This is a genomic window from Methylotuvimicrobium buryatense, assembly GCF_005931095.1.
Lineage (GTDB): Bacteria > Pseudomonadota > Gammaproteobacteria > Methylococcales > Methylomonadaceae > Methylotuvimicrobium > Methylotuvimicrobium buryatense.
This window is the reverse complement of record NZ_CP035467.1, coordinates 4,211,766-4,229,173: the sequence shown is the minus strand read 5'-3', so window position 1 is coordinate 4,229,173 and position 17,408 is coordinate 4,211,766. Positions and strand designations below refer to the sequence as shown.

At 49.1% G+C, this 17,408-nt stretch carries 14 protein-coding genes, 1 tRNA gene and 1 rRNA gene; 3 read left to right on the top strand and 13 right to left on the bottom strand.

Annotation, left to right across the window (positions count from 1 at the left end; genetic code table 11):
• Positions 1-46: 46 nt before the first annotated feature.
• Positions 47-1,327, bottom strand: a complete 1,281-nt coding sequence (gene hemL / locus EQU24_RS18930; RefSeq protein ID WP_017842064.1) for a glutamate-1-semialdehyde 2,1-aminomutase — start codon at positions 1,325-1,327, stop codon at positions 47-49.
• A 308-nt stretch (positions 1,328-1,635) separates the two neighbouring features.
• Here hemL and EQU24_RS18925 point away from each other — a divergent pair, with 308 nt between their 5' ends.
• Positions 1,636-2,079, top strand: coding sequence for a hypothetical protein (locus EQU24_RS18925; protein ID WP_014149968.1), 444 nt, complete (start codon positions 1,636-1,638; stop codon positions 2,077-2,079).
• Positions 2,080-2,158: 79 nt separating this feature from the next.
• Here the strand turns inward: EQU24_RS18925 and EQU24_RS18920 are convergent, their stop codons facing one another.
• The 12 genes from EQU24_RS18920 to hslV all read right to left on the bottom strand — a co-directional run bounded on the left by EQU24_RS18920 (position 2,159) and on the right by hslV (position 14,947).
• Positions 2,159-2,731, bottom strand: a complete 573-nt coding sequence (locus EQU24_RS18920; protein ID WP_017842065.1) for a chorismate--pyruvate lyase family protein — start codon at positions 2,729-2,731, stop codon at positions 2,159-2,161.
• On the bottom strand, positions 2,728-4,809 hold the full coding sequence (gene recG / locus EQU24_RS18915; protein WP_017842066.1) for an ATP-dependent DNA helicase RecG: 2,082 nt from the start codon (positions 4,807-4,809) through the stop codon (positions 2,728-2,730). The genes EQU24_RS18920 and recG overlap by 4 nt, the downstream gene beginning before the upstream one ends.
• Positions 4,810-4,824: 15 nt before the next feature.
• Positions 4,825-5,226 carry a RidA family protein gene (locus EQU24_RS18910; RefSeq protein ID WP_017842067.1) on the bottom strand — a complete coding sequence of 134 codons (402 nt, stop codon included), beginning with the start codon at positions 5,224-5,226 and terminating at the stop codon, positions 4,825-4,827.
• Positions 5,227-5,253: 27 nt separating this feature from the next.
• Positions 5,254-7,437 (bottom strand): RelA/SpoT family protein, encoded by a 2,184-nt coding sequence (locus EQU24_RS18905; RefSeq protein ID WP_017842068.1) that lies wholly within the window; start codon positions 7,435-7,437, stop codon positions 5,254-5,256.
• An 8-nt stretch (positions 7,438-7,445) separates the two neighbouring features.
• Positions 7,446-7,685 carry a DNA-directed RNA polymerase subunit omega gene (gene rpoZ, locus EQU24_RS18900; RefSeq protein WP_017842069.1) on the bottom strand — a complete coding sequence of 80 codons (240 nt, stop codon included), beginning with the start codon at positions 7,683-7,685 and terminating at the stop codon, positions 7,446-7,448.
• Between the two features lie 260 nt (positions 7,686-7,945).
• Positions 7,946-9,118 (bottom strand): phosphoglycerate kinase, encoded by a 1,173-nt coding sequence (locus EQU24_RS18895; protein ID WP_017842070.1) that lies wholly within the window; start codon positions 9,116-9,118, stop codon positions 7,946-7,948.
• Between the two features lie 421 nt (positions 9,119-9,539).
• Positions 9,540-11,090 carry a ubiquinone biosynthesis regulatory protein kinase UbiB gene (ubiB, locus tag EQU24_RS18890; protein ID WP_014149961.1) on the bottom strand — a complete coding sequence of 517 codons (1,551 nt, stop codon included), beginning with the start codon at positions 11,088-11,090 and terminating at the stop codon, positions 9,540-9,542.
• A 60-nt stretch (positions 11,091-11,150) separates the two neighbouring features.
• Positions 11,151-11,759, bottom strand: a complete 609-nt coding sequence (locus EQU24_RS18885) for a ubiquinone biosynthesis accessory factor UbiJ (RefSeq protein WP_040575874.1) — start codon at positions 11,757-11,759, stop codon at positions 11,151-11,153.
• Between the two features lie 32 nt (positions 11,760-11,791).
• The gene (ubiE, locus tag EQU24_RS18880) at positions 11,792-12,541 is read right to left on the bottom strand and encodes a bifunctional demethylmenaquinone methyltransferase/2-methoxy-6-polyprenyl-1,4-benzoquinol methylase UbiE (RefSeq protein ID WP_017842072.1); all 750 of its coding nucleotides are present in this window, start codon (positions 12,539-12,541) and stop codon (positions 11,792-11,794) included.
• Positions 12,542-12,685: 144 nt separating this feature from the next.
• Positions 12,686-13,063, bottom strand: a complete 378-nt coding sequence (locus tag EQU24_RS18875) for a gamma-butyrobetaine hydroxylase family protein (protein ID WP_017842073.1) — start codon at positions 13,061-13,063, stop codon at positions 12,686-12,688.
• Between the two features lie 4 nt (positions 13,064-13,067).
• Positions 13,068-14,393 carry an ATP-dependent protease ATPase subunit HslU gene (gene hslU, locus EQU24_RS18870; protein WP_017842074.1) on the bottom strand — a complete coding sequence of 442 codons (1,326 nt, stop codon included), beginning with the start codon at positions 14,391-14,393 and terminating at the stop codon, positions 13,068-13,070.
• Positions 14,390-14,947 carry an ATP-dependent protease subunit HslV gene (hslV, locus tag EQU24_RS18865; RefSeq protein ID WP_017842075.1) on the bottom strand — a complete coding sequence of 186 codons (558 nt, stop codon included), beginning with the start codon at positions 14,945-14,947 and terminating at the stop codon, positions 14,390-14,392. The genes hslU and hslV overlap by 4 nt, the downstream gene beginning before the upstream one ends.
• A 527-nt stretch (positions 14,948-15,474) precedes the next feature.
• On the opposite strand from hslV, the gene EQU24_RS18860 reads away from it, so the two are divergent.
• Both EQU24_RS18860 and EQU24_RS18855 read left to right on the top strand, forming a co-directional pair.
• Positions 15,475-15,550, top strand: a tRNA-Phe gene (locus EQU24_RS18860).
• A 269-nt stretch (positions 15,551-15,819) separates the two neighbouring features.
• Positions 15,820-17,354, top strand: a 16S ribosomal RNA gene (locus tag EQU24_RS18855).
• Positions 17,355-17,408 lie beyond the last annotated feature (54 nt).

Below are 17,408 nucleotides of genomic sequence, written 5' to 3'. Positions count from 1 at the left end.
GTGCCGAAATTTGATCTACGATGAACGATGGGCTTAATCCGCGTGTTTATAAAGTCTTGAACACTTTTGCCGCGATATCCAGCGTTTCATCGATGATCTCGTCACTATGCGCGGCTGAAACGAAACCGGCTTCGAAGGCCGACGGAGCCAGATAAACACCATTGTCGAGCATTGAGTGGAAAAAGCGTTTGAAACGGTCTTGATCGCATTGAGCGACTTGTGCAAACGAAGTGATTTGCTTGTCTTCGCTGAAAAACAAGCCGAACATGCCTCCGACGACATTGCTTGAAAGGGGTATTCCTGCTTGGCTGGCGCGGTCTTTCATGCCATTGACGAAACGGGTCGTTTTCTCGGTTAAAATTTCGTAGAAGTCCGGTTTCGCAATCAGCTCGAGTGTTTTCAGTCCCGCGGCCATGGCGACCGGGTTGCCCGAGAGTGTACCGGCTTGGTAAACCGGACCGATCGGTGCGAGATATTCCATGACTTGTCGTTTGCCGCCAAAAGCGCCGACCGGCATGCCACCGCCGATGACTTTACCGAGCGTGGTCAGGTCGGGCGTGATGTTGTAAACCCCTTGTGCGCCATGCAATCCTACACGGAATCCGGTCATTACTTCATCGAAAATCAATAGCGCGCCGGATTCGTCGCAGACTTGGCGTAGCGTTTCGAGAAAACCGGAAACCGGCGGGATGCAATTCATATTGCCGGCGACCGGTTCGACGATGATGCAAGCGATGCTGTCGCCGATTTTTTTGAATAACTCGACGACAGATTCGTTATCGTTGTAGGTTAACGTGATCGTATTTTCCGCCAGGGCCGCAGGAACGCCCGGCGAACTCGGTACTCCGAATGTTAGTGCTCCCGAGCCGGCCTTGACCAAGAGCGAGTCGGAATGGCCGTGATAACAACCTTCGAATTTAACGATTTTGTCGCGTCCGGTGAAGCCGCGGGCTAAGCGAATCGCGCTCATTGTCGCTTCGGTGCCGGAGCTAACCATTCTAACCAACTCGATCGACGGCATCAGTTCGCAAACGGCTTGAGCAATGCGGGTTTCAATTTCGGTCGGCGCACCGAAGCTAAGACCTTTTTGGGCGGTTTCAGTGACGGCAGCGATCACTTCAGGATGGGCGTGTCCTAGAATCAGTGGTCCCCAGGAGCCGACATAATCGATGTAACGCTTGTTTTCGCTATCGAAAATATAAGGGCCGGAAGCATGGTCGATGAAAACCGGTGTGCCGCCGACGCCGCCGAATGATCTAACCGGCGAATTGACGCCGCCGGGAATGACTTGTTTTGCTGCGGAGAATAGATCGTTTGAATGGGTCATGATTTTTTTTGAATTAGAGCGGGTCAAAGTATAACCATCGTAGATGAAAATTCGGCCTTGGGGTACCCGTCAAAGGACGCCGTAAATACTTCCATGTAGGCTCTATGCCAGCTCCATGCTGGCAAAGCCTTTACCTAGCACCCCAAGGCCTCCTCCGACAATGCCGAAATTTGAAGTGCGAAATATATACTTGTAAAGGACTGATGGTTTCGACTCCTATTGTACTAGGGTATACAAAGACATGAAATCATCATATTATTGTTTCGTTTGGCCTTAAGTATCTAAACTTTAAAACTATTATCAAAACAATGCATTATATAAAAAATATTAGTCTAGTGTGGGGCGTCTTGTTGACGGGCTTTTTTTTGATCGCCGGATGCTCGGACGATAAGTCTTCTTCGAGGCCTTCGGAGCCCGTCAAAACCAAAGCTCATGTCAAGTTTGATCACGCGCATGGGAGCGAAGTCAGCGATTTGGTCAAGCATCAATTCGAACACCAATTTGCCGATCAATGTGTGGAAAGGGAAGTTAAGAATTCAGTCAATAAAGAACTCGACAGAAAACGTTTTGCCGAACCTTGCATGTGTATCGCGACTTATCTGCTCAAGGATTTGACGGCTAAGGAAGCCGAGCTATTCGTCAAAGAAAATAAAAATACGCAGTCTCTTAGGATTAAATTCGAAAGCGCCGCATACCATTGTCTGCAAAAAAAAGCCCAACCGAAAAGTCCTAATCTATTCGGTAAGCGCTAACTAGTTCTAGCGCTTACGTTTAAAATTCGGCGCTTGGCGGTGAAGGTTCATGCAACATCCGCCGGCGCTGAATTCTGATTTAAAGCAAGTTAAAAACCTCAGGCAAAAAAAACTCGTTTACCAGTAGCGGTTTTTGGCGGATGGCGTATACGGTTCTTCTTGCCCAAAGCGGTTGTTCGATATGGGCTTCGTTGACGGCAAAGGGCGTCCAAAGCGGGGGGGCGATAAGCGCGAAATCCATTTCCAGTCTGGCTAACTTAGGATAAGAAAAAATCACTTCTCCCAATGGTTTAGTGCCAAGGTGGGCTAGGTTCCGCCGAGCGGCTTTGATTGTTTTTTCTGGAATCAGCGTACGAGCTAAGACTAGCGGCCTGCCGTCGGCATGTAATAACACCTCGCGGGTTAAGGTGTAACGTCCCGGATTGAGATTGAGCCGTTCGCGCTCGCTCAAAAAAGGCAGGCGCCGGCAATTGAGTAGTATTTTTACTTTGACGGCATCGCCGTAGTAGCTGCGCAATCGTTGCGTGATCGATCCGGGCTCGTAGATCCAGGATTGCGCTGACAGCGGAATCGTATGGTGCTCTCCGGGGCGACTGACGATCCAGTTCGGTTCTTGTGTTAATAAAAGGCTTTTAATCGGCAAGCGTATCATACCTCGGCATAATTGACGGTTTCTCCGAGCCAGCGTTTGATTAACGGTTGAACGGCATCGGGGGAATGGTGTAGCAGCGATTCGGCAATCGTTGGGATATTATCCAGTAGATCCGTGTCTCGATCCAAATCGGCGATTTTAAATTGCATTTGCCCGGTTTGCCGGGTGCCCATGACTTCGCCCGGTCCGCGTAGTTCCAGGTCTTTTTCGGCAATCATAAAGCCGTCGTTTGTGTCTCTTAGAATACCGAGCCGATGTCTCGCCGTGTCGGAGAGAGGGGATTGATAGAGTAGCAAACAATAACTATCGTCTTTGCCCCGGCCGACCCGTCCTCGTAGCTGGTGAAGTTGAGATAGGCCCAAGCGTTCCGGATTTTCGATGATCATGAGTCCGGCGTTAGGAACATCCACGCCAACTTCGATGACGGTGGTCGCGACTAAAAGATCGATTCGGTGGCTCTTAAAGTCTTGCATCACGGCATCCTTGTCGGCGGCTTTCATGCGTCCGTGTACTAGTCCAATGCGAATGTCCGGTAATACTTGGGTGAGTAGTTCAGCGGTTTTTTCGGCGGCTTCGCATTGTAAGGCCTCGGATTCTTCGATCAAGGTGCAGACCCAGTAGGCTTGCCGTTTGTGAGCGACCCAGTGGCCGATACGGGCGATGACCTCTTCGCGGCGTTCGGAGGGGATGACGCTGGTGACGATGGGCTTTCTGCCGGGCGGTAATTCGTCGATGATCGAGATATCGAGGTCCGAGTATTGTAGCATAGCCAAGGTTCGCGGGATCGGCGTGGCGGTCATGACCAGCTGATGCGGACGAATGCCGGCGTTACGCCCCTTGTCTCTGAGCGCCATACGTTGATGCACGCCGAAGCGGTGCTGTTCGTCGATGACGATCAGTCCCAGCTTTTTAAAGGTGACGGATTCTTGAAACAGTGCGTGTGTGCCTATCACGATGCCGGCAGAGCCATCTTCGAGCGTTTCGAGCGTGGTCTTTCGGGTATTGCCTTTGATTTGCCCGGTCAAGAAGATGATTTGAGTCTGAAATCGCTCGAACCAGGCGCTAAAATTTCGAAAATGTTGTTCGGCCAACAATTCGGTCGGTGCCATGACCGCGACTTGATATCCCGCTGCCAACGCGAGTAAGGCGGCGTATGCCGAAACGACGGTTTTACCGGAGCCGACATCGCCTTGTACCAGGCGTAACATGGGTTGTTGTCGACTACAATCGGCTTCGATTTCAGTGATGACGCGTTGTTGCGCACCGGTCAATTGGAATGGCAGCGATTTCAGAAAATGCCGCCGGGTCGTCTCGTCAATAGAAAAAGGAGGAGCGAGTTGTTCGCGGGCTTGTTCACGGACGACTCTCAAGCTGAGGTGATGACTGAGAAGTTCTTCAAAGGCTAAGCGTTTTCGCGCCGGATTATCGTTTTGGAGTAATGTCTCGGCGGTCGTCTGTTCGCTTGGGGCATGCAGGAAGTTGATTGCCTCGATCAGCGTAGGATAATTGAAACGCTGTAAAAGCGATTCCGGTAACCAATCGGTCAAGTTTTTAAGGTGCAGGTTTAGCGCTTGTTTGATTGCTTTCCTAAGTAAGGATTGGCTTAAACCTTCGGTCAGCGGATAAACCGGCCTCAAGGTGTCTTCGGTGACGGATTGTTTCGGGTTGCTAAGGATTTTATAGTCGGGATGGATCATTTCCAAGCCCGCATAGCCGTGCCGGACTTCCGCGAAACAACTGATGCAGGTTCCCGGGCTCAACTGTGTCAGTTGTGCGGCGCTAAAATGAAAAAAACGCAGATTAATGAAGCCTGTACCGTCGCCGATTCGGCAAATCAGACTTTTACGGCCGCGCAGCAGCGTGTCGGTTAATTCAATCTTGCCTTTGATCAAGGCGGTCACCCCCGGTTTTAGGGCGCCAATTGCTTGGATTCGAGTTCTATCCTCATAGCGGTGGGGGAGGTGGAAGATAAGATCCTGACAGGTTCGGATGCCCAGCTTTTCTAGCTTGCTTGCCGTTTGCTTGCCGATGCCGCCCAATGAAGCGACCGATTGATCAAGCGGATCGGTACGGTCCATCGTAGAGTGTCGGTTTTATGCCGGATAGAGTTCGTTACGTAAATGCATGACCGCGTCAATTTCTACGCCAACACCTTTCGGTAATGCAGCGACTCCGATCGCGGCACGGGCCGGGTAGGGTTCGCTGATGAATTCGCCCATGACTTCGTTGACAATTGGGAAATTGGAGAGGTCGGTTAAATAAACATTCAATTTGACGATATCCGTTAAATCGCCGCCAGCCGCTAATGCGACCGCTTTCAAGTTATGGAACACTTGGGTGATTTGGTTACGAATGTCTTCCGAGACAACGTCCATGGTTTTAGGGTTCAAGGGGATTTGACCGGATAAGTAAACGGTATTGTCGACCTTAACGGCCTGTGAATAAGTGCCGATGGCTTGTGGCGCGTCCTGGGTATGGATGATTTTTTTGTTCATGAGTAGGATTTTAGTTTGAGTTTTTATCTAGGCCTTGACTCGCGTAATCTTTAGAACGATCGTCAATTTTTTCAGGCGCCTCATAATATTGGCTAAATGAACTCGATCTTTAACGGTGAGTGTGATCAAATCGACCGAGACTCGGTCGTCCTGATCGACTACCGTGACGTTTTCGATATTCGAATCCATTTCTGAAATGGTTGCAGCGATAGTCGCGAGCGTTCCTCGTTGATTGAGTATCTCGATGCGAATTTCAGCCGGAAATTCTCCACTGGTATCCTTGCTCCATTCGACATCCAGCCAACCGGTTTGTTTTTTTCTTGAATCGCTGCTGTTTCTGCATTCATGATGATGAACGACGATGCCGCGTCCGGGGTTGAAAAAACCGACGATCGAATCGCCCGGTATCGGGCGACAACATTTGGCCAGTGTGACGACCATGCCTTCTGTGCCTTTGATAATTAGCGGGCTGTTGACGCCTTGTTCGTTATCGTCGAGTCTAACCGCCGACGAGATGTCGTCTTGACTCAAGCGTTTGGCGACCAAAAACGGCATTTTATTACCGAGTCCAATGTCTTCGAGTAAGGCGTCCATCGAGTTGACCGACAACACCTCCAAAAGTTTGTTCACGCGTTCCGATGGAATGGTGTCCAATTGTAAGTTCATGCCTTGTAATTCCTTTTCCAGGAGGCGGCGTCCGAGGTTGATCGCTTCTTGTTGTTTAAAGTTCTTCAGATAGGCGCGGATGCTGCTGCGAGCCTTCGCGGTGACGACATAGTTTAACCAGAGCGGATTGGGGCGAGCCCAAGATGTGGTGATGACTTCGACGGTTAAGCCGTTTTCGAGTTGCGTTTGCAACGGCACCAGTTGTTTATCGACCCGAGCCGAGACGCAGGAATTGCCGATATCGGTATGTACCGCATAAGCGAAGTCGACGATCGTTGCTCCGCGTGGCAATTTGATAATACCGCCTTGAGGCGTGAATACGAAGACTTCTTGGGGGTAAAGATCGATTTTGAGATTGTCGATAAACTCCATGGAGTTACCGGCCGACTTGTGAATCTCCAGTAATTCGCGCAGCCATTCATTAGCTCGGGCTTGGGCATGCTCGGTTTTTTCGCTATCCGCTTTATCGCTATCGGATTTATAAAGCCAATGCGCGGCAATGCCCGATTCCGACATTCGGTGCATTTCATGAGTTCTGATTTGAATTTCAATAGGGACGCCGTAAGGGCCGATCAATATGGTATGCAGAGACTGGTAGCCATTGGCCTTGGATAGTGCGATATAATCCTTGAATCGTCCGGGGACCGGATTATACAGATTATGTACGATGCCCAGTGCGCGATAGCAGGTGTCGGGCTGATCGCAAAGAATTCTAAAGGCATAAACGTCGAACACGTCGGCAAAGGATATTTTTTTGTTCAGCATTTTTTGATAAATGCTATAAAGATTCTTTTCACGCCCTTCGACTTCGCATTCCAAGCCGGCTTCGCGTAGGCGGTTTTTAATCGAATTCTGGATGATTTCGACGATTTCTCTTCGATTCCCTCGAGCTTTTTTGACGGCATTTTTTAAGACCGCATGTCGACCGGGGTATAAGGCTTTAAATCCGAGGGATTCCAGTTGATGGCGGATATGATTCATGCCCAGCCGGTTAGCGATGGGGGCATAAATATCGAGTGTTTCGCGCGCGATGCGGCGTTTTTTTTCGGGTGGCATCGAGCCTAAGGTTTGCATGTTATGCAGACGGTCGGCTAGTTTGACCATGATGACACGCAAATCTTTAGTCATGGCCAAAAACATTTTTCGGACATTTTCCGCTTGAGCTTCAGCGCGCGATTTACTGTCGATTTTGCTCAGCTTTGTAACGCCGTCTACCAGTTCGGCCACTTCCATGCTAAACAAGCGGCCGAGGTCTTCCTTGCTGACGTGCGTGTCTTCGATGACATCATGCAGTAGCGCTGCCATGATACCTTTCGCATCCATGCGCATTTCCGCCAGGCTAATGGCCACGGCGATAGGGTGGCAAATGTAAGCTTCTCCGCTCTTTCGGAATTGGCCGGCATGCGCCTCCGCGCCATACTGATAGGCCCTACAGATATCGTTGATTTGGGCTTGATCCATATAGCTTTCCAGAGTCGAGCATAAACGCCGGATCAGTTTATCCTGAGGGCGTTCGAGTTCGAGACTGTCAGCTAGTTGTAACATGGCTTTATTTAGAATGTTAAATCGGCTTCGGTGTCGTCACCGGTACGATGCAGCAGATTGATGTTGTCGGCATTGACATGACCTGCAGCAATTTCGCGTAAAGCAAGTACTGTGTCTTTGTCCTTGCCGCGCGGGACAAATTCTTCCGCATTCTTGCTTAATTGGCGGGCGCGTTTACTTGCTAACAACACCAGTTTAAAACGGTTTTCGACGTGCTCAAGACAGTCTTCGATAGTGACTCTGGCCATAGTGATCCTGTGAAACAATAAATATCGGCCCTTTGGGCCGGATGAAAAGGGCATCCATTATAAAAGGAAACGCTGATTAAATCAGCGTTTCAATAAAAGACTCTAATAACTCTTTTGCAGTTCAAATTACGAACGGTTTGTAACAGTCGCGAGTGCCTGAGGCAATGGTGTTAAGCTTAAGCGGGCGGTAATTCCGAAGATGCGATAAGCTTTTTACCGGGCTCGTTGCCTCGTAGTGTTATCGGATGATACGGATTTTCTCAGGCGCGTTGTTTTAAAACGGCTACGGCCGGTAATTCTTTGCCCTCCAAAAATTCAAGAAAAGCGCCGCCGCCGGTCGAAGCATAGGATACTTTTTCTTCGATGCCATATTTGTCGATTGCCGCTAGCGTATCACCACCGCCGGCAATTGAAAAGCCACTGCTGTCGGCAATGGCTTTGGATAGGGCTTCGGTGCCGCCACCGAATTGATCGAATTCGAAAACCCCGACCGGACCGTTCCACACGATTGTGCCGGCCGATTTTAAAATGTCGGCATAAAGCGCGGCAGTTTCAGGGCCGATATCCATAATCAAATCGTCGTCTTGAACATCGGCGACTTTTTTGACTGTTGCGGCGGCGTTTTCCGAAAACTCTTTTGCGCAAACCACATCGACCGGCACCGGGATTTCAGCTCCGTTACGTTTGGCTTGATCCATCAATCGGTTTGCTTCATCGATTAAATCGGCTTCATAAAGGGATTTTCCTACCGGAAATCCGGCGGCAGCAATAAAGGTATTGGCAATACCGCCACCGACGATGAGTCGGTCGACTTTTTGCGATAGGGATTCGAGTACGGTGAGCTTGGTCGAAACCTTCGAGCCGCCTACGATTGCGACCAGAGGCCGGTCTGGGCTTTCCAATGCTTTGCCTAAGGCGTCCAATTCTTTAGCTAATAAGGGGCCGGCGCAAGCGATCGGTGCAAATTGCGCAACGCTGTGCGTGGACGCTTGGGCTCGATGTGCGGTGCCGAATGCGTCCATTACAAAAATATCGCATAGGGCAGCCATTTTTTTGCCAAGCTCTTCGCTGTTTTTCCCTTCGCCTTTATTGAAGCGTACGTTTTCGCATAAAACCACTTCACCCGGCTGTATTTCGATACCGTCGATCCAGTCTTTTTCTAGGCGTACGGGGCTGCCAAGTAAGCCTTGCAAATGTTCGGCAACCGGTTTCATCGAGGCTTCTTCGCTGTAAACGCCTTCTTCGGGACGGCCTAAGTGCGACATCAGAATGACTGCGGCACCGGCTGATAAGGCGTGTTTAATAGTGGGCAGGCTGGCTTGTATGCGGATGTCGCTAGCCACTTTCCCGTTTTTGATGGGGACATTTAAGTCTTCACGAATCAATACGCGTTTACTTGATAAGTCCAGATCGACCATTTTTTTTATCGACATATGTTTGGCTCCTGATGCTGAGTTGAGATAGGGTTTAAAATGTAGCTAAGGAACGAGCATGAAATAACTTAGACAACTGTTGGAGGGGGTTTGGTGGCTCGATTGACAGGTGTCGGCGGCAGGGATAGCCGCCGTCAAGCCTACATGGACGTATTCACGGCGCCCTGTCAAGCGAGTCACCAAACCGCCACAAAGCCTACTACTTGTATAAGTTACTTTGTGCATATTCCTAATCAAATTTATGCGCTGTAAGCTCGTCAAAGGACGCCGAGGCCTTCGCGCCTAAATTATGGATGATTTCGATTCATAGCTAATGACCTATGGAGTTTAGTTGCAAGGTGAATGCGGATATTGCACGGAGCAAAAATCCACACTGCTCCGAGATGAATATGGCAAATTAGTCGCGTGATCTAAAGTTGTATTATTGTAGCAAAATAGCAGCGCCTATCATTGCCGCGCCGATCAAAATCGTAGTCAATGTGGTATTTTGGTTACGTTCGATTTGTTTGCGTAATAAATGCAATTCGCGGTTTTGTTGATCCATTTGCGCGCGGGCATGACCTGCGTCGTTCAATGCCTTGATAACCAGTGCCGGGATTTCCGGGAATTGCTCTGCGAGTTCGGGAAACTGTTGCAAGGCTTTTTGTATTTTGGCTTTCGGGCCTAGACGTTCGTGAAACCATTTTTCCAGAAATGGTTTCGCGGTTTGCCATAAATCTAGTTCAGGATAAAGTTGGCGGCCGAGTCCTTCAATATTAAGCAGGGTTTTTTGCAGTAGCACCAGTTGTGGTTGAACATGCATGTCGAAGCGCCGGGCGGTTTGAAACAAACGCAGCAATAAGTGTCCGAAAGAGATATCCTTGAGCGGTTTTTCGAAAATCGGTTCGCAAACACTTCGGATTGCCGATTCAAAGTCTTCGACACGCGTCGTTCCGGGAACCCAGCCTGATTCGACATGCATTTGCGCAACGCGGCGGTAATCCCGATTGAAAAAGGCTAGAAAGTTTTCAGCCAAGTAGCGCTGATCGGATTCCGACAGCGTGCCGACGATGCCGAAATCGACAGCGAGATATTTGGCAGGGAGTTCGACGAAAATATTGCCGGGATGCATGTCGGCATGAAAAAAATTATCGCGAAAGACTTGCGTGAAAAAAATTTCGACGCCGCGTTCGGCAAGCAGTTTGAAGTCGGCATTGCCGGCTCGCAATTGTTCGATGTTGCCGACCGGTATGCCTTTGATGCGTTCCATGACCATGACTTTTTGGCGAGTCAACGGCCAATGTACTTCCGGCACATAAATCATTTCCGAGTGTTCGAAATTACGGCGCAGCTTAGCGGCGTTGGCGGCTTCTCTGACTAAGTCGAGTTCATCTAGTGTCGATTTCTCGAATTCCATAACAACTTCCCGAGGCCTTAATCGTCGGGCATCGCTCCAAAAGCGTTCGGCAAAGCGAGCTAATTCGTATAGCAAGCCGACATCGGACCGGATGCGCTGTTCGATGTCGGGTCGTAATACCTTGACGATGACCTGTTCACCGTTATTTAACACGGCAGTATGCACTTGTGCGACCGAGGCCGACGCTAGCGGTTCGTCGTCGAATTCGGCGAAAGCCTCGCTGATCGGTATTCCCAATTCTTTTTCGATAATTGCACGGGCAATACTACTGGAAAACGGAGGAACCTTGTCTTGCAACTTGACCAGTTCATCCGCGATATCTTCAGGGAGTAGGTCCTTACGGGTGGATAAGGCTTGTCCGAATTTTACATAGATGGGGCCTAAATCTTCGAGTGCACGACGAATTCTGACGCCGCGTGATTCTGTTCCGCGCCGTAGCCAAAAGGTAGGCGATAAAAAGACTAAATACCGAATTGGCCGGAATAAATGCGTTTTTAGGACAATTTCATCAAGGCCGTGGAAGACCAGGACCCAGTTGATATGAATCAGGCGCAGCAATATTTTTGGGCGGATCACTGAGTTACCTTGTAGTAATATTGTCGTGGATGGATCAAAGGGGTTGGTTTGTATATAGGGTTAAGGCTGTTCGGTATGGGTAATCTCAAGATTTTCTAGACGGCTTTGTAATCGGTCAAGATCGGTTTGCAGGTCGCTGATTTTACGGTAGAAAATATCGGTCTCTGGTTTTGCGGGTAAGTCTCGAGCTTCCTCCTGAAGAAATTCCGTTAGGTTGAGCCGGAAGCTTTCGAGTATGTCGCCGGTCCAACTTTGGCCGGTACGAAAGAATCGGCCTATGCGATGAGCAATGATATCGCCGGTATAACGCGATAGTATTTCTTCGAGGTCGATATCTATCTTTTCGAAAAGGTTAATGAATGCATTCCCGACTTCATTATCACCGCTGATTTCGATCAAGTCGTTGAATAATGTGCTTCCCAAGCCTTTTGCGCCGAATGCTAGTGCTGTGCCGGTCAATAACGTGTCGGCCGGGGTCGGGTAGTCGTCTAAGACCTGAATAGCGGTTTCCGAAGGGCAAAGATAGAGTGTTTCATTGAATGGCCGGAGGGTAATGCCGATCACTTTGCCGGTTAGCGGAGCCAGTAAATAACTAGCATCGCGGTCAAGTGCGACGAAGCGATTCAAGGCGGCTTCGAATACGCTAAGCAGTAGGGGTTTTACGGTCATGAGCGAGTCGTCGGTAAATTGGGGAGGCATTATTAGATTTTATAGCCTCTATGTACCGCCACGATGCCTTGCGTTAAATTAAAATATTCGCAGCGTTCAAGGCCTGCGTTTTCCATCATTTTTTTGAGGTCGTCTTGTTTCGGATGCATGCGGATCGATTCGGCTAAATACCGGTAGCTCTCTTCGTCCTTTGCAACGAACTTTCCGATTTTAGGCATCAAGTTGAATGAATAAAAGTCGTAAACCTTTTCGGTCAATTTGTCGGTCGGGTGGGAAAATTCCAGCACGATGACCCTTCCGCCCGGTTTTAACACGCGATACATCGATCTTAATGCAGCGTCTTTGTCGGTAACGTTGCGGAGCCCAAAGCCGATACAAACACAGTCGAAGGAGTTGTCCTCGAAAGGTAGGCATTCCGCATTGACTTGCGCGAAGCGAATGTTGCCGATGATGCCGTGGTCGATCAGGCGATCGCGACCATTACGCAGCATTTCTGCGTTGATGTCTGCGAGGACTACCTGCCCTTTTTTGCCGACGCGTTTTTCGAAGAGCATTGTCAGGTCGCCGGTGCCGCCGGCCAGGTCAAGTACACTTTCACCGCTACGGACGTTGCTGAGTTGTACGGCTATGCGTTTCCAAACGCGATGAATGCCGAACGACATTAAATCGTTCATGATATCGTATTTGCCGGCCACGGAGTCAAATACACCCCGGACCATTTGAACTTTTTCTTCCTTAGCGACTTGTTTAAAGCCGAAATGAGTTGTGTTTTCGTTTGTCATGATTGTATCCGGTTAGGCGCTAATTAGTGATCGAATTTAGCCGAAAGCAAGGCTGTTGTTCCGAAGACGAGGAGTTTAGTCGACAAAAGCTACAGCCGAATTGCCGCCTTGTCATCGAGCATGACTCGCACGATATAGAGTGGGTTACTGATGATGGGGTTGTCCCGCCGTTTCGAGTTTATCCAAGTATGCAGCCCATAGCTCCTTGTATTCCGAGCCTAATTTATAAAGTAGCGGCCAAGTGTAAATGCCACTGTTATGACCGTCGCTAAAAAACGGGGTTACCGCGTAATTGCCGACCGGTTTAAGTTCGTTGATGGTGACGTTTTCTTTGCCTATTTGTAATATTTCTTGTCCGGGTCCATGGCCTATCGCTTCCGCCGAAGGGGTGTAGACGCGAAGGTATTCATAAGGCAACGAAAAGGTTTGTCCGTCGTCGAAACTAATTTCCAAAATTCGTGAATTCTGGTGTAGCTTGATTTCGGTTGGTGTTGTGTCGATTTCTTGTACGATCAGGCGCATAAGTTTAGAGTATGTATCGGCTTAAGTCTTCATCCTGAGCTAACTCGGCTAGATGTGCGTCGACATAGCCGGCGTCAATCGTGATCGATTGCTCGGTTAAATCCGGTGCGTTAAACGATATTTCCTCCAGTAAGCGCTCCAATAGGGTATGCAATCTTCTTGCGCCAATGTTTTCCGTTGTTTCATTGACTTGCCAGCCAAGTTCGGCAATGCGTTGAATGCCGTCTTGAGAGAAATTTAACAATACACCTTCGGTAGCTAATAAGGCTTGATATTGCTCGGTCAATGAGGCGTCCGGTTCTGTTAGGATACGAACAAAGTCATCGGCGGTTAGGGCGTCGAGCTCAACTCGGATAGGAAAGCGGCCCTGCAGTTCTGGGATGAGGTCCGATGGTTTGGTTAAATGAAAGGCGCCTGAGGCAATGAATAAAATATGATCGGTTTTGATTGTGCCATATTTTGTGCTGACCGTGCTGCCTTCGACCAGTGGCAACAAATCGCGTTGAACACCCTCGCGGGAAACCTCTCCGCCACCGCTACTCATTTCGGAACGTTTACAAATTTTATCGATTTCGTCTAAGAAAACTATACCGTTTTGTTCCACTGCGTCAACCGCGCGTAGCTTGATATCTTCTTCATTAACCAGTTTGGCGGCTTCTTCTTCTTGCAGGGCTTTCAAGGCATCCTTGATTTTCAATTTACGAGTGCTTTTTCGGCTGCTACTGAGATTTTGAAACATCCCTTGTAATTGACTGGTCATTTCTTCCATGCCGGGAGGAGCCATGATTTCAACGCCGAGCGGGGCTATGCGGACATCGATTTCAATTTCCTTATCGTCCAGCTCTCCTTCACGTAGCTTTTTGCGCATTTTTTGACGCGTGGACGACTCAGTTTCGGAAAGCATGCCACCACTAGCGCTCGGTAATAAGATGTCGAGTACTGATTCTTCAGCAGCATCGGCTGCCCTGTTTTGAACCTTATCCATCTCTTCTTGGCGAGTCATTTTTACCGCGGTATCGACGAGATCGCGAATGATCGATTCAACGTCGCGACCCACATAGCCCACTTCGGTAAATTTAGTGGCTTCTATCTTTATGAATGGCGCGTTCGCAAGTTTGGCTAAGCGTCTGGCGATTTCGGTTTTGCCGACGCCGGTGGGGCCAATCATCAGGATGTTTTTCGGAGTGATTTCATCGCGTAGAATGCCGCTAACTAGACTGCGACGCCAGCGATTACGTAGCGCGATTGCGACAGCTCGCTTAGCATTAGCTTGTCCTATGATGTGTTTATCCAGTTCGTGGACAATTTCTCTTGGTGTCATTTGGCTCATTCGGTCTGCTCTTTAGGTTCGGCGTCGAGTTCTTCAATACGCAAGTTATGGTTCGTATAAATGCATATGTCTGCAGCTATATTGAGAGAGCGTTCAACAATTTCACGCGCACTAAGTTGAGTGTTTTCTAACAAAGCCCGGGCCGCTGATTGAGCATAAGGTCCTCCTGAGCCGATAGCAATGAGGTCGTGTTCCGGTTCAATGACATCTCCGGTGCCTGATATGATCAAAGAGGACTTCGCGTCCGCAATAGTAAGCAAGGCTTCAAGCCTGCGCAAAGCGCGATCGGTACGCCAATCCTTAGCCATTTCCACGGCTGCGCGAGTTAAATTGCCTCGATGTTTTTCCAGCTTGCCTTCAAAATGCTCAAATAAGGTAAATGCATCGGCCGTGGCTCCGGCGAAACCCGCAATAACTTTATCGTGATATAAGCGTCGAACTTTGCGTGCGTTGCCTTTCATCACAGTGTTGCCAAGCGTGACCTGGCCGTCACCGCCAATGACAACTTTATCGCCGCGTCGGACGGAAAGAATGGTTGTTCCTCTGAAGTTCACTTCTAATTTCCAGTCTATAGTTATTAAAGTATGGCAATTCTACCTGTCTTATTCCATATAAGGAAAAGAATCTGAATCGTTGTCATGGATATAATACAAAATATGGGTTGCACTCTTGAAATTTCAATAGGCGTAAAGCGAAAGTATAAGTTAATTAGATTCCTGCGGGTTTGATTTGAGAGCTAAAATTTGGATATTCATATAATAAAGTATAAATGGATTGTGTCTGTTTGGTTTTGCTCGACGCTTGGGATGATGTTGTATGCTTCTTGTCAGGATTTGGTGCGTTTTTTATTAAGAGCAAAAAGCAGGCTGGGTGCAGTGGTTGTGGTTTGTCTCTATTGTTGGTTTTTGCTAATCAATTCCCGCGCGTATACGCAGAGTGTGTTAGGTGGAGTTTGCTTCGGAAAACTTTCAGAGGTCATCAGGTTGATTTAAAGGGAAAAATTAGTCATCGGAGAAAAAAGATCAAAACAAGCTTGACTCAAAATTAAGAATCCTGTTTAATACGCGCTCTTTCACGGTGCGCCTAGGTAGCTCAGTCGGTAGAGCAGAGGACTGAAAATCCTCGTGTCGGCAGTTCGATTCTGCCCCTGGGCACCAATGAAAGATTTATTTAACTAAACAGTTAAATAAAAAAATAAAGTTTGACATTGAGTTTTGCCTCTGTATAATAGGCGGGCTCAACGGGAGAGAAAGTCTTCCAGCTCTTTAACAAGCAGATCAAAATAATTTGTGTGGGTGCTTGTGGCGGGTAGCTTAGCGGTTAAAGCTATTCGACGCAAGAACAACACGTTAATTCAAGTAGATTACGTTTAATTCTTAGTCGAGCCAAGATTGGTGACTGATCTTATTTAGTCACAAACCATATTAAACTGAAGAGTTTGATCATGGCTCAGATTGAACGCTGGCGGTATGCTTAACACATGCAAGTCGAACGGTAACGGTCCTTCGGGAGCCGACGAGTGGCGGACGGGTGAGTAACGCGTAGGAATCTGCCTGGTAGTGGGGGACAACGTGGGGAAACTCACGCTAATACCGCATACGCCCTGAGGGGGAAAGCGGGGGATCTTCGGACCTCGCGCTATCAGATGAGCCTGCGTTGGATTAGCTAGTTGGTAGGGTAAAGGCCTACCAAGGCGACGATCCATAGCTGGTCTGAGAGGACGATCAGCCACACTGGGACTGAGACACGGCCCAGACTCCTACGGGAGGCAGCAGTGGGGAATATTGGACAATGGGCGCAAGCCTGATCCAGCAATACCGCGTGTGTGAAGAAGGCCTGAGGGTTGTAAAGCACTTTCAATAGGGAGGAAAAAGCGTTGGCGAATACCCGATGCCTTGACATTACCTATAGAAGAAGCACCGGCTAACTCCGTGCCAGCAGCCGCGGTAATACGGAGGGTGCGAGCGTTAATCGGAATTACTGGGCGTAAAGCGTGCGTAGGCGGCTGTTTAAGTCAGATGTGAAAGCCCCGGGCTTAACCTGGGAACGGCATTTGATACTGGGCAGCTAGAGTTTAGGAGAGGAGAGTGGAATTTCCGGTGTAGCGGTGAAATGCGTAGAGATCGGAAGGAACACCAGTGGCGAAGGCGGCTCTCTGGCCTAAAACTGACGCTGAGGTACGAAAGCGTGGGTAGCAAACAGGATTAGATACCCTGGTAGTCCACGCCGTAAACGATGTCAACTAGCCGTTGGGTCTTTATTGAGACTTAGTGGTGCAGCTAACGCATTAAGTTGACCGCCTGGGGAGTACGGCCGCAAGGTTAAAACTCAAATGAATTGACGGGGGCCCGCACAAGCGGTGGAGCATGTGGTTTAATTCGATGCAACGCGAAGAACCTTACCTACCCTTGACATCCAGAGAATCTGTTAGAGATAGTGGAGTGCCTTCGGGAACTCTGAGACAGGTGCTGCATGGCTGTCGTCAGCTCGTGTCGTGAGATGTTGGGTTAAGTCCCGTAACGAGCGCAACCCTTATCCTTAGTTGCCAACAGGTCAAGCTGGGAACTCTAGGGAGACTGCCGGTGATAAACCGGAGGAAGGTGGGGACGACGTCAAGTCATCATGGCCCTTATGGGTAGGGCTACACACGTGCTACAATGGCCGGTACAGAGGGCAGCGAACTTGCGAGAGTAAGCAAATCCCAGAAAGCCGGTCCTAGTCCGGATTGCAGTCTGCAACTCGACTGCATGAAGTCGGAATCGCTAGTAATCGCGAATCAGAATGTCGCGGTGAATACGTTCCCGGGCCTTGTACACACCGCCCGTCACACCATGGGAGTGGGTTGCAAAAGAAGTAGGTAGTTTAACCTTCGGGAGGGCGCTTACCACTTTGTGATTCATGACTGGGGTGAAGTCGTAACAAGGTAGCCCTAGGGGAACCTGGGGCTGGATCACCTCCTTACAAAGACAGCAAGCGTTCGTCATAAGTACCCACAACAAATTATTTTGATCGAAG

Bases quoted from the DNA above. Each gene is read 5' to 3' on its own strand.
- hemL (WP_017842064.1), bottom strand. From the start codon at position 1,327: ATGACCCATTCAAACGATCTATTCTCCGCAGCAAAACAAGTCATTCCC.
- EQU24_RS18925 (WP_014149968.1), top strand. From the start codon at position 1,636: ATGCATTATATAAAAAATATTAGTCTAGTGTGGGGCGTCTTGTTGACG.
- EQU24_RS18920 (WP_017842065.1), bottom strand. From the start codon at position 2,731: ATGATACGCTTGCCGATTAAAAGCCTTTTATTAACACAAGAACCGAAC.
- recG (WP_017842066.1), bottom strand. From the start codon at position 4,809: ATGGACCGTACCGATCCGCTTGATCAATCGGTCGCTTCATTGGGCGGC.
- EQU24_RS18910 (WP_017842067.1), bottom strand. From the start codon at position 5,226: ATGAACAAAAAAATCATCCATACCCAGGACGCGCCACAAGCCATCGGC.
- EQU24_RS18905 (WP_017842068.1), bottom strand. From the start codon at position 7,437: ATGTTACAACTAGCTGACAGTCTCGAACTCGAACGCCCTCAGGATAAA.
- rpoZ (WP_017842069.1), bottom strand. From the start codon at position 7,685: ATGGCCAGAGTCACTATCGAAGACTGTCTTGAGCACGTCGAAAACCGT.
- EQU24_RS18895 (WP_017842070.1), bottom strand. From the start codon at position 9,118: ATGTCGATAAAAAAAATGGTCGATCTGGACTTATCAAGTAAACGCGTA.
- EQU24_RS18885 (WP_040575874.1), bottom strand. From the start codon at position 11,759: ATGACCGTAAAACCCCTACTGCTTAGCGTATTCGAAGCCGCCTTGAAT.
- ubiE (WP_017842072.1), bottom strand. From the start codon at position 12,541: ATGACAAACGAAAACACAACTCATTTCGGCTTTAAACAAGTCGCTAAG.
- EQU24_RS18875 (WP_017842073.1), bottom strand. From the start codon at position 13,063: ATGCGCCTGATCGTACAAGAAATCGACACAACACCAACCGAAATCAAG.
- hslU (WP_017842074.1), bottom strand. From the start codon at position 14,393: ATGAGCCAAATGACACCAAGAGAAATTGTCCACGAACTGGATAAACAC.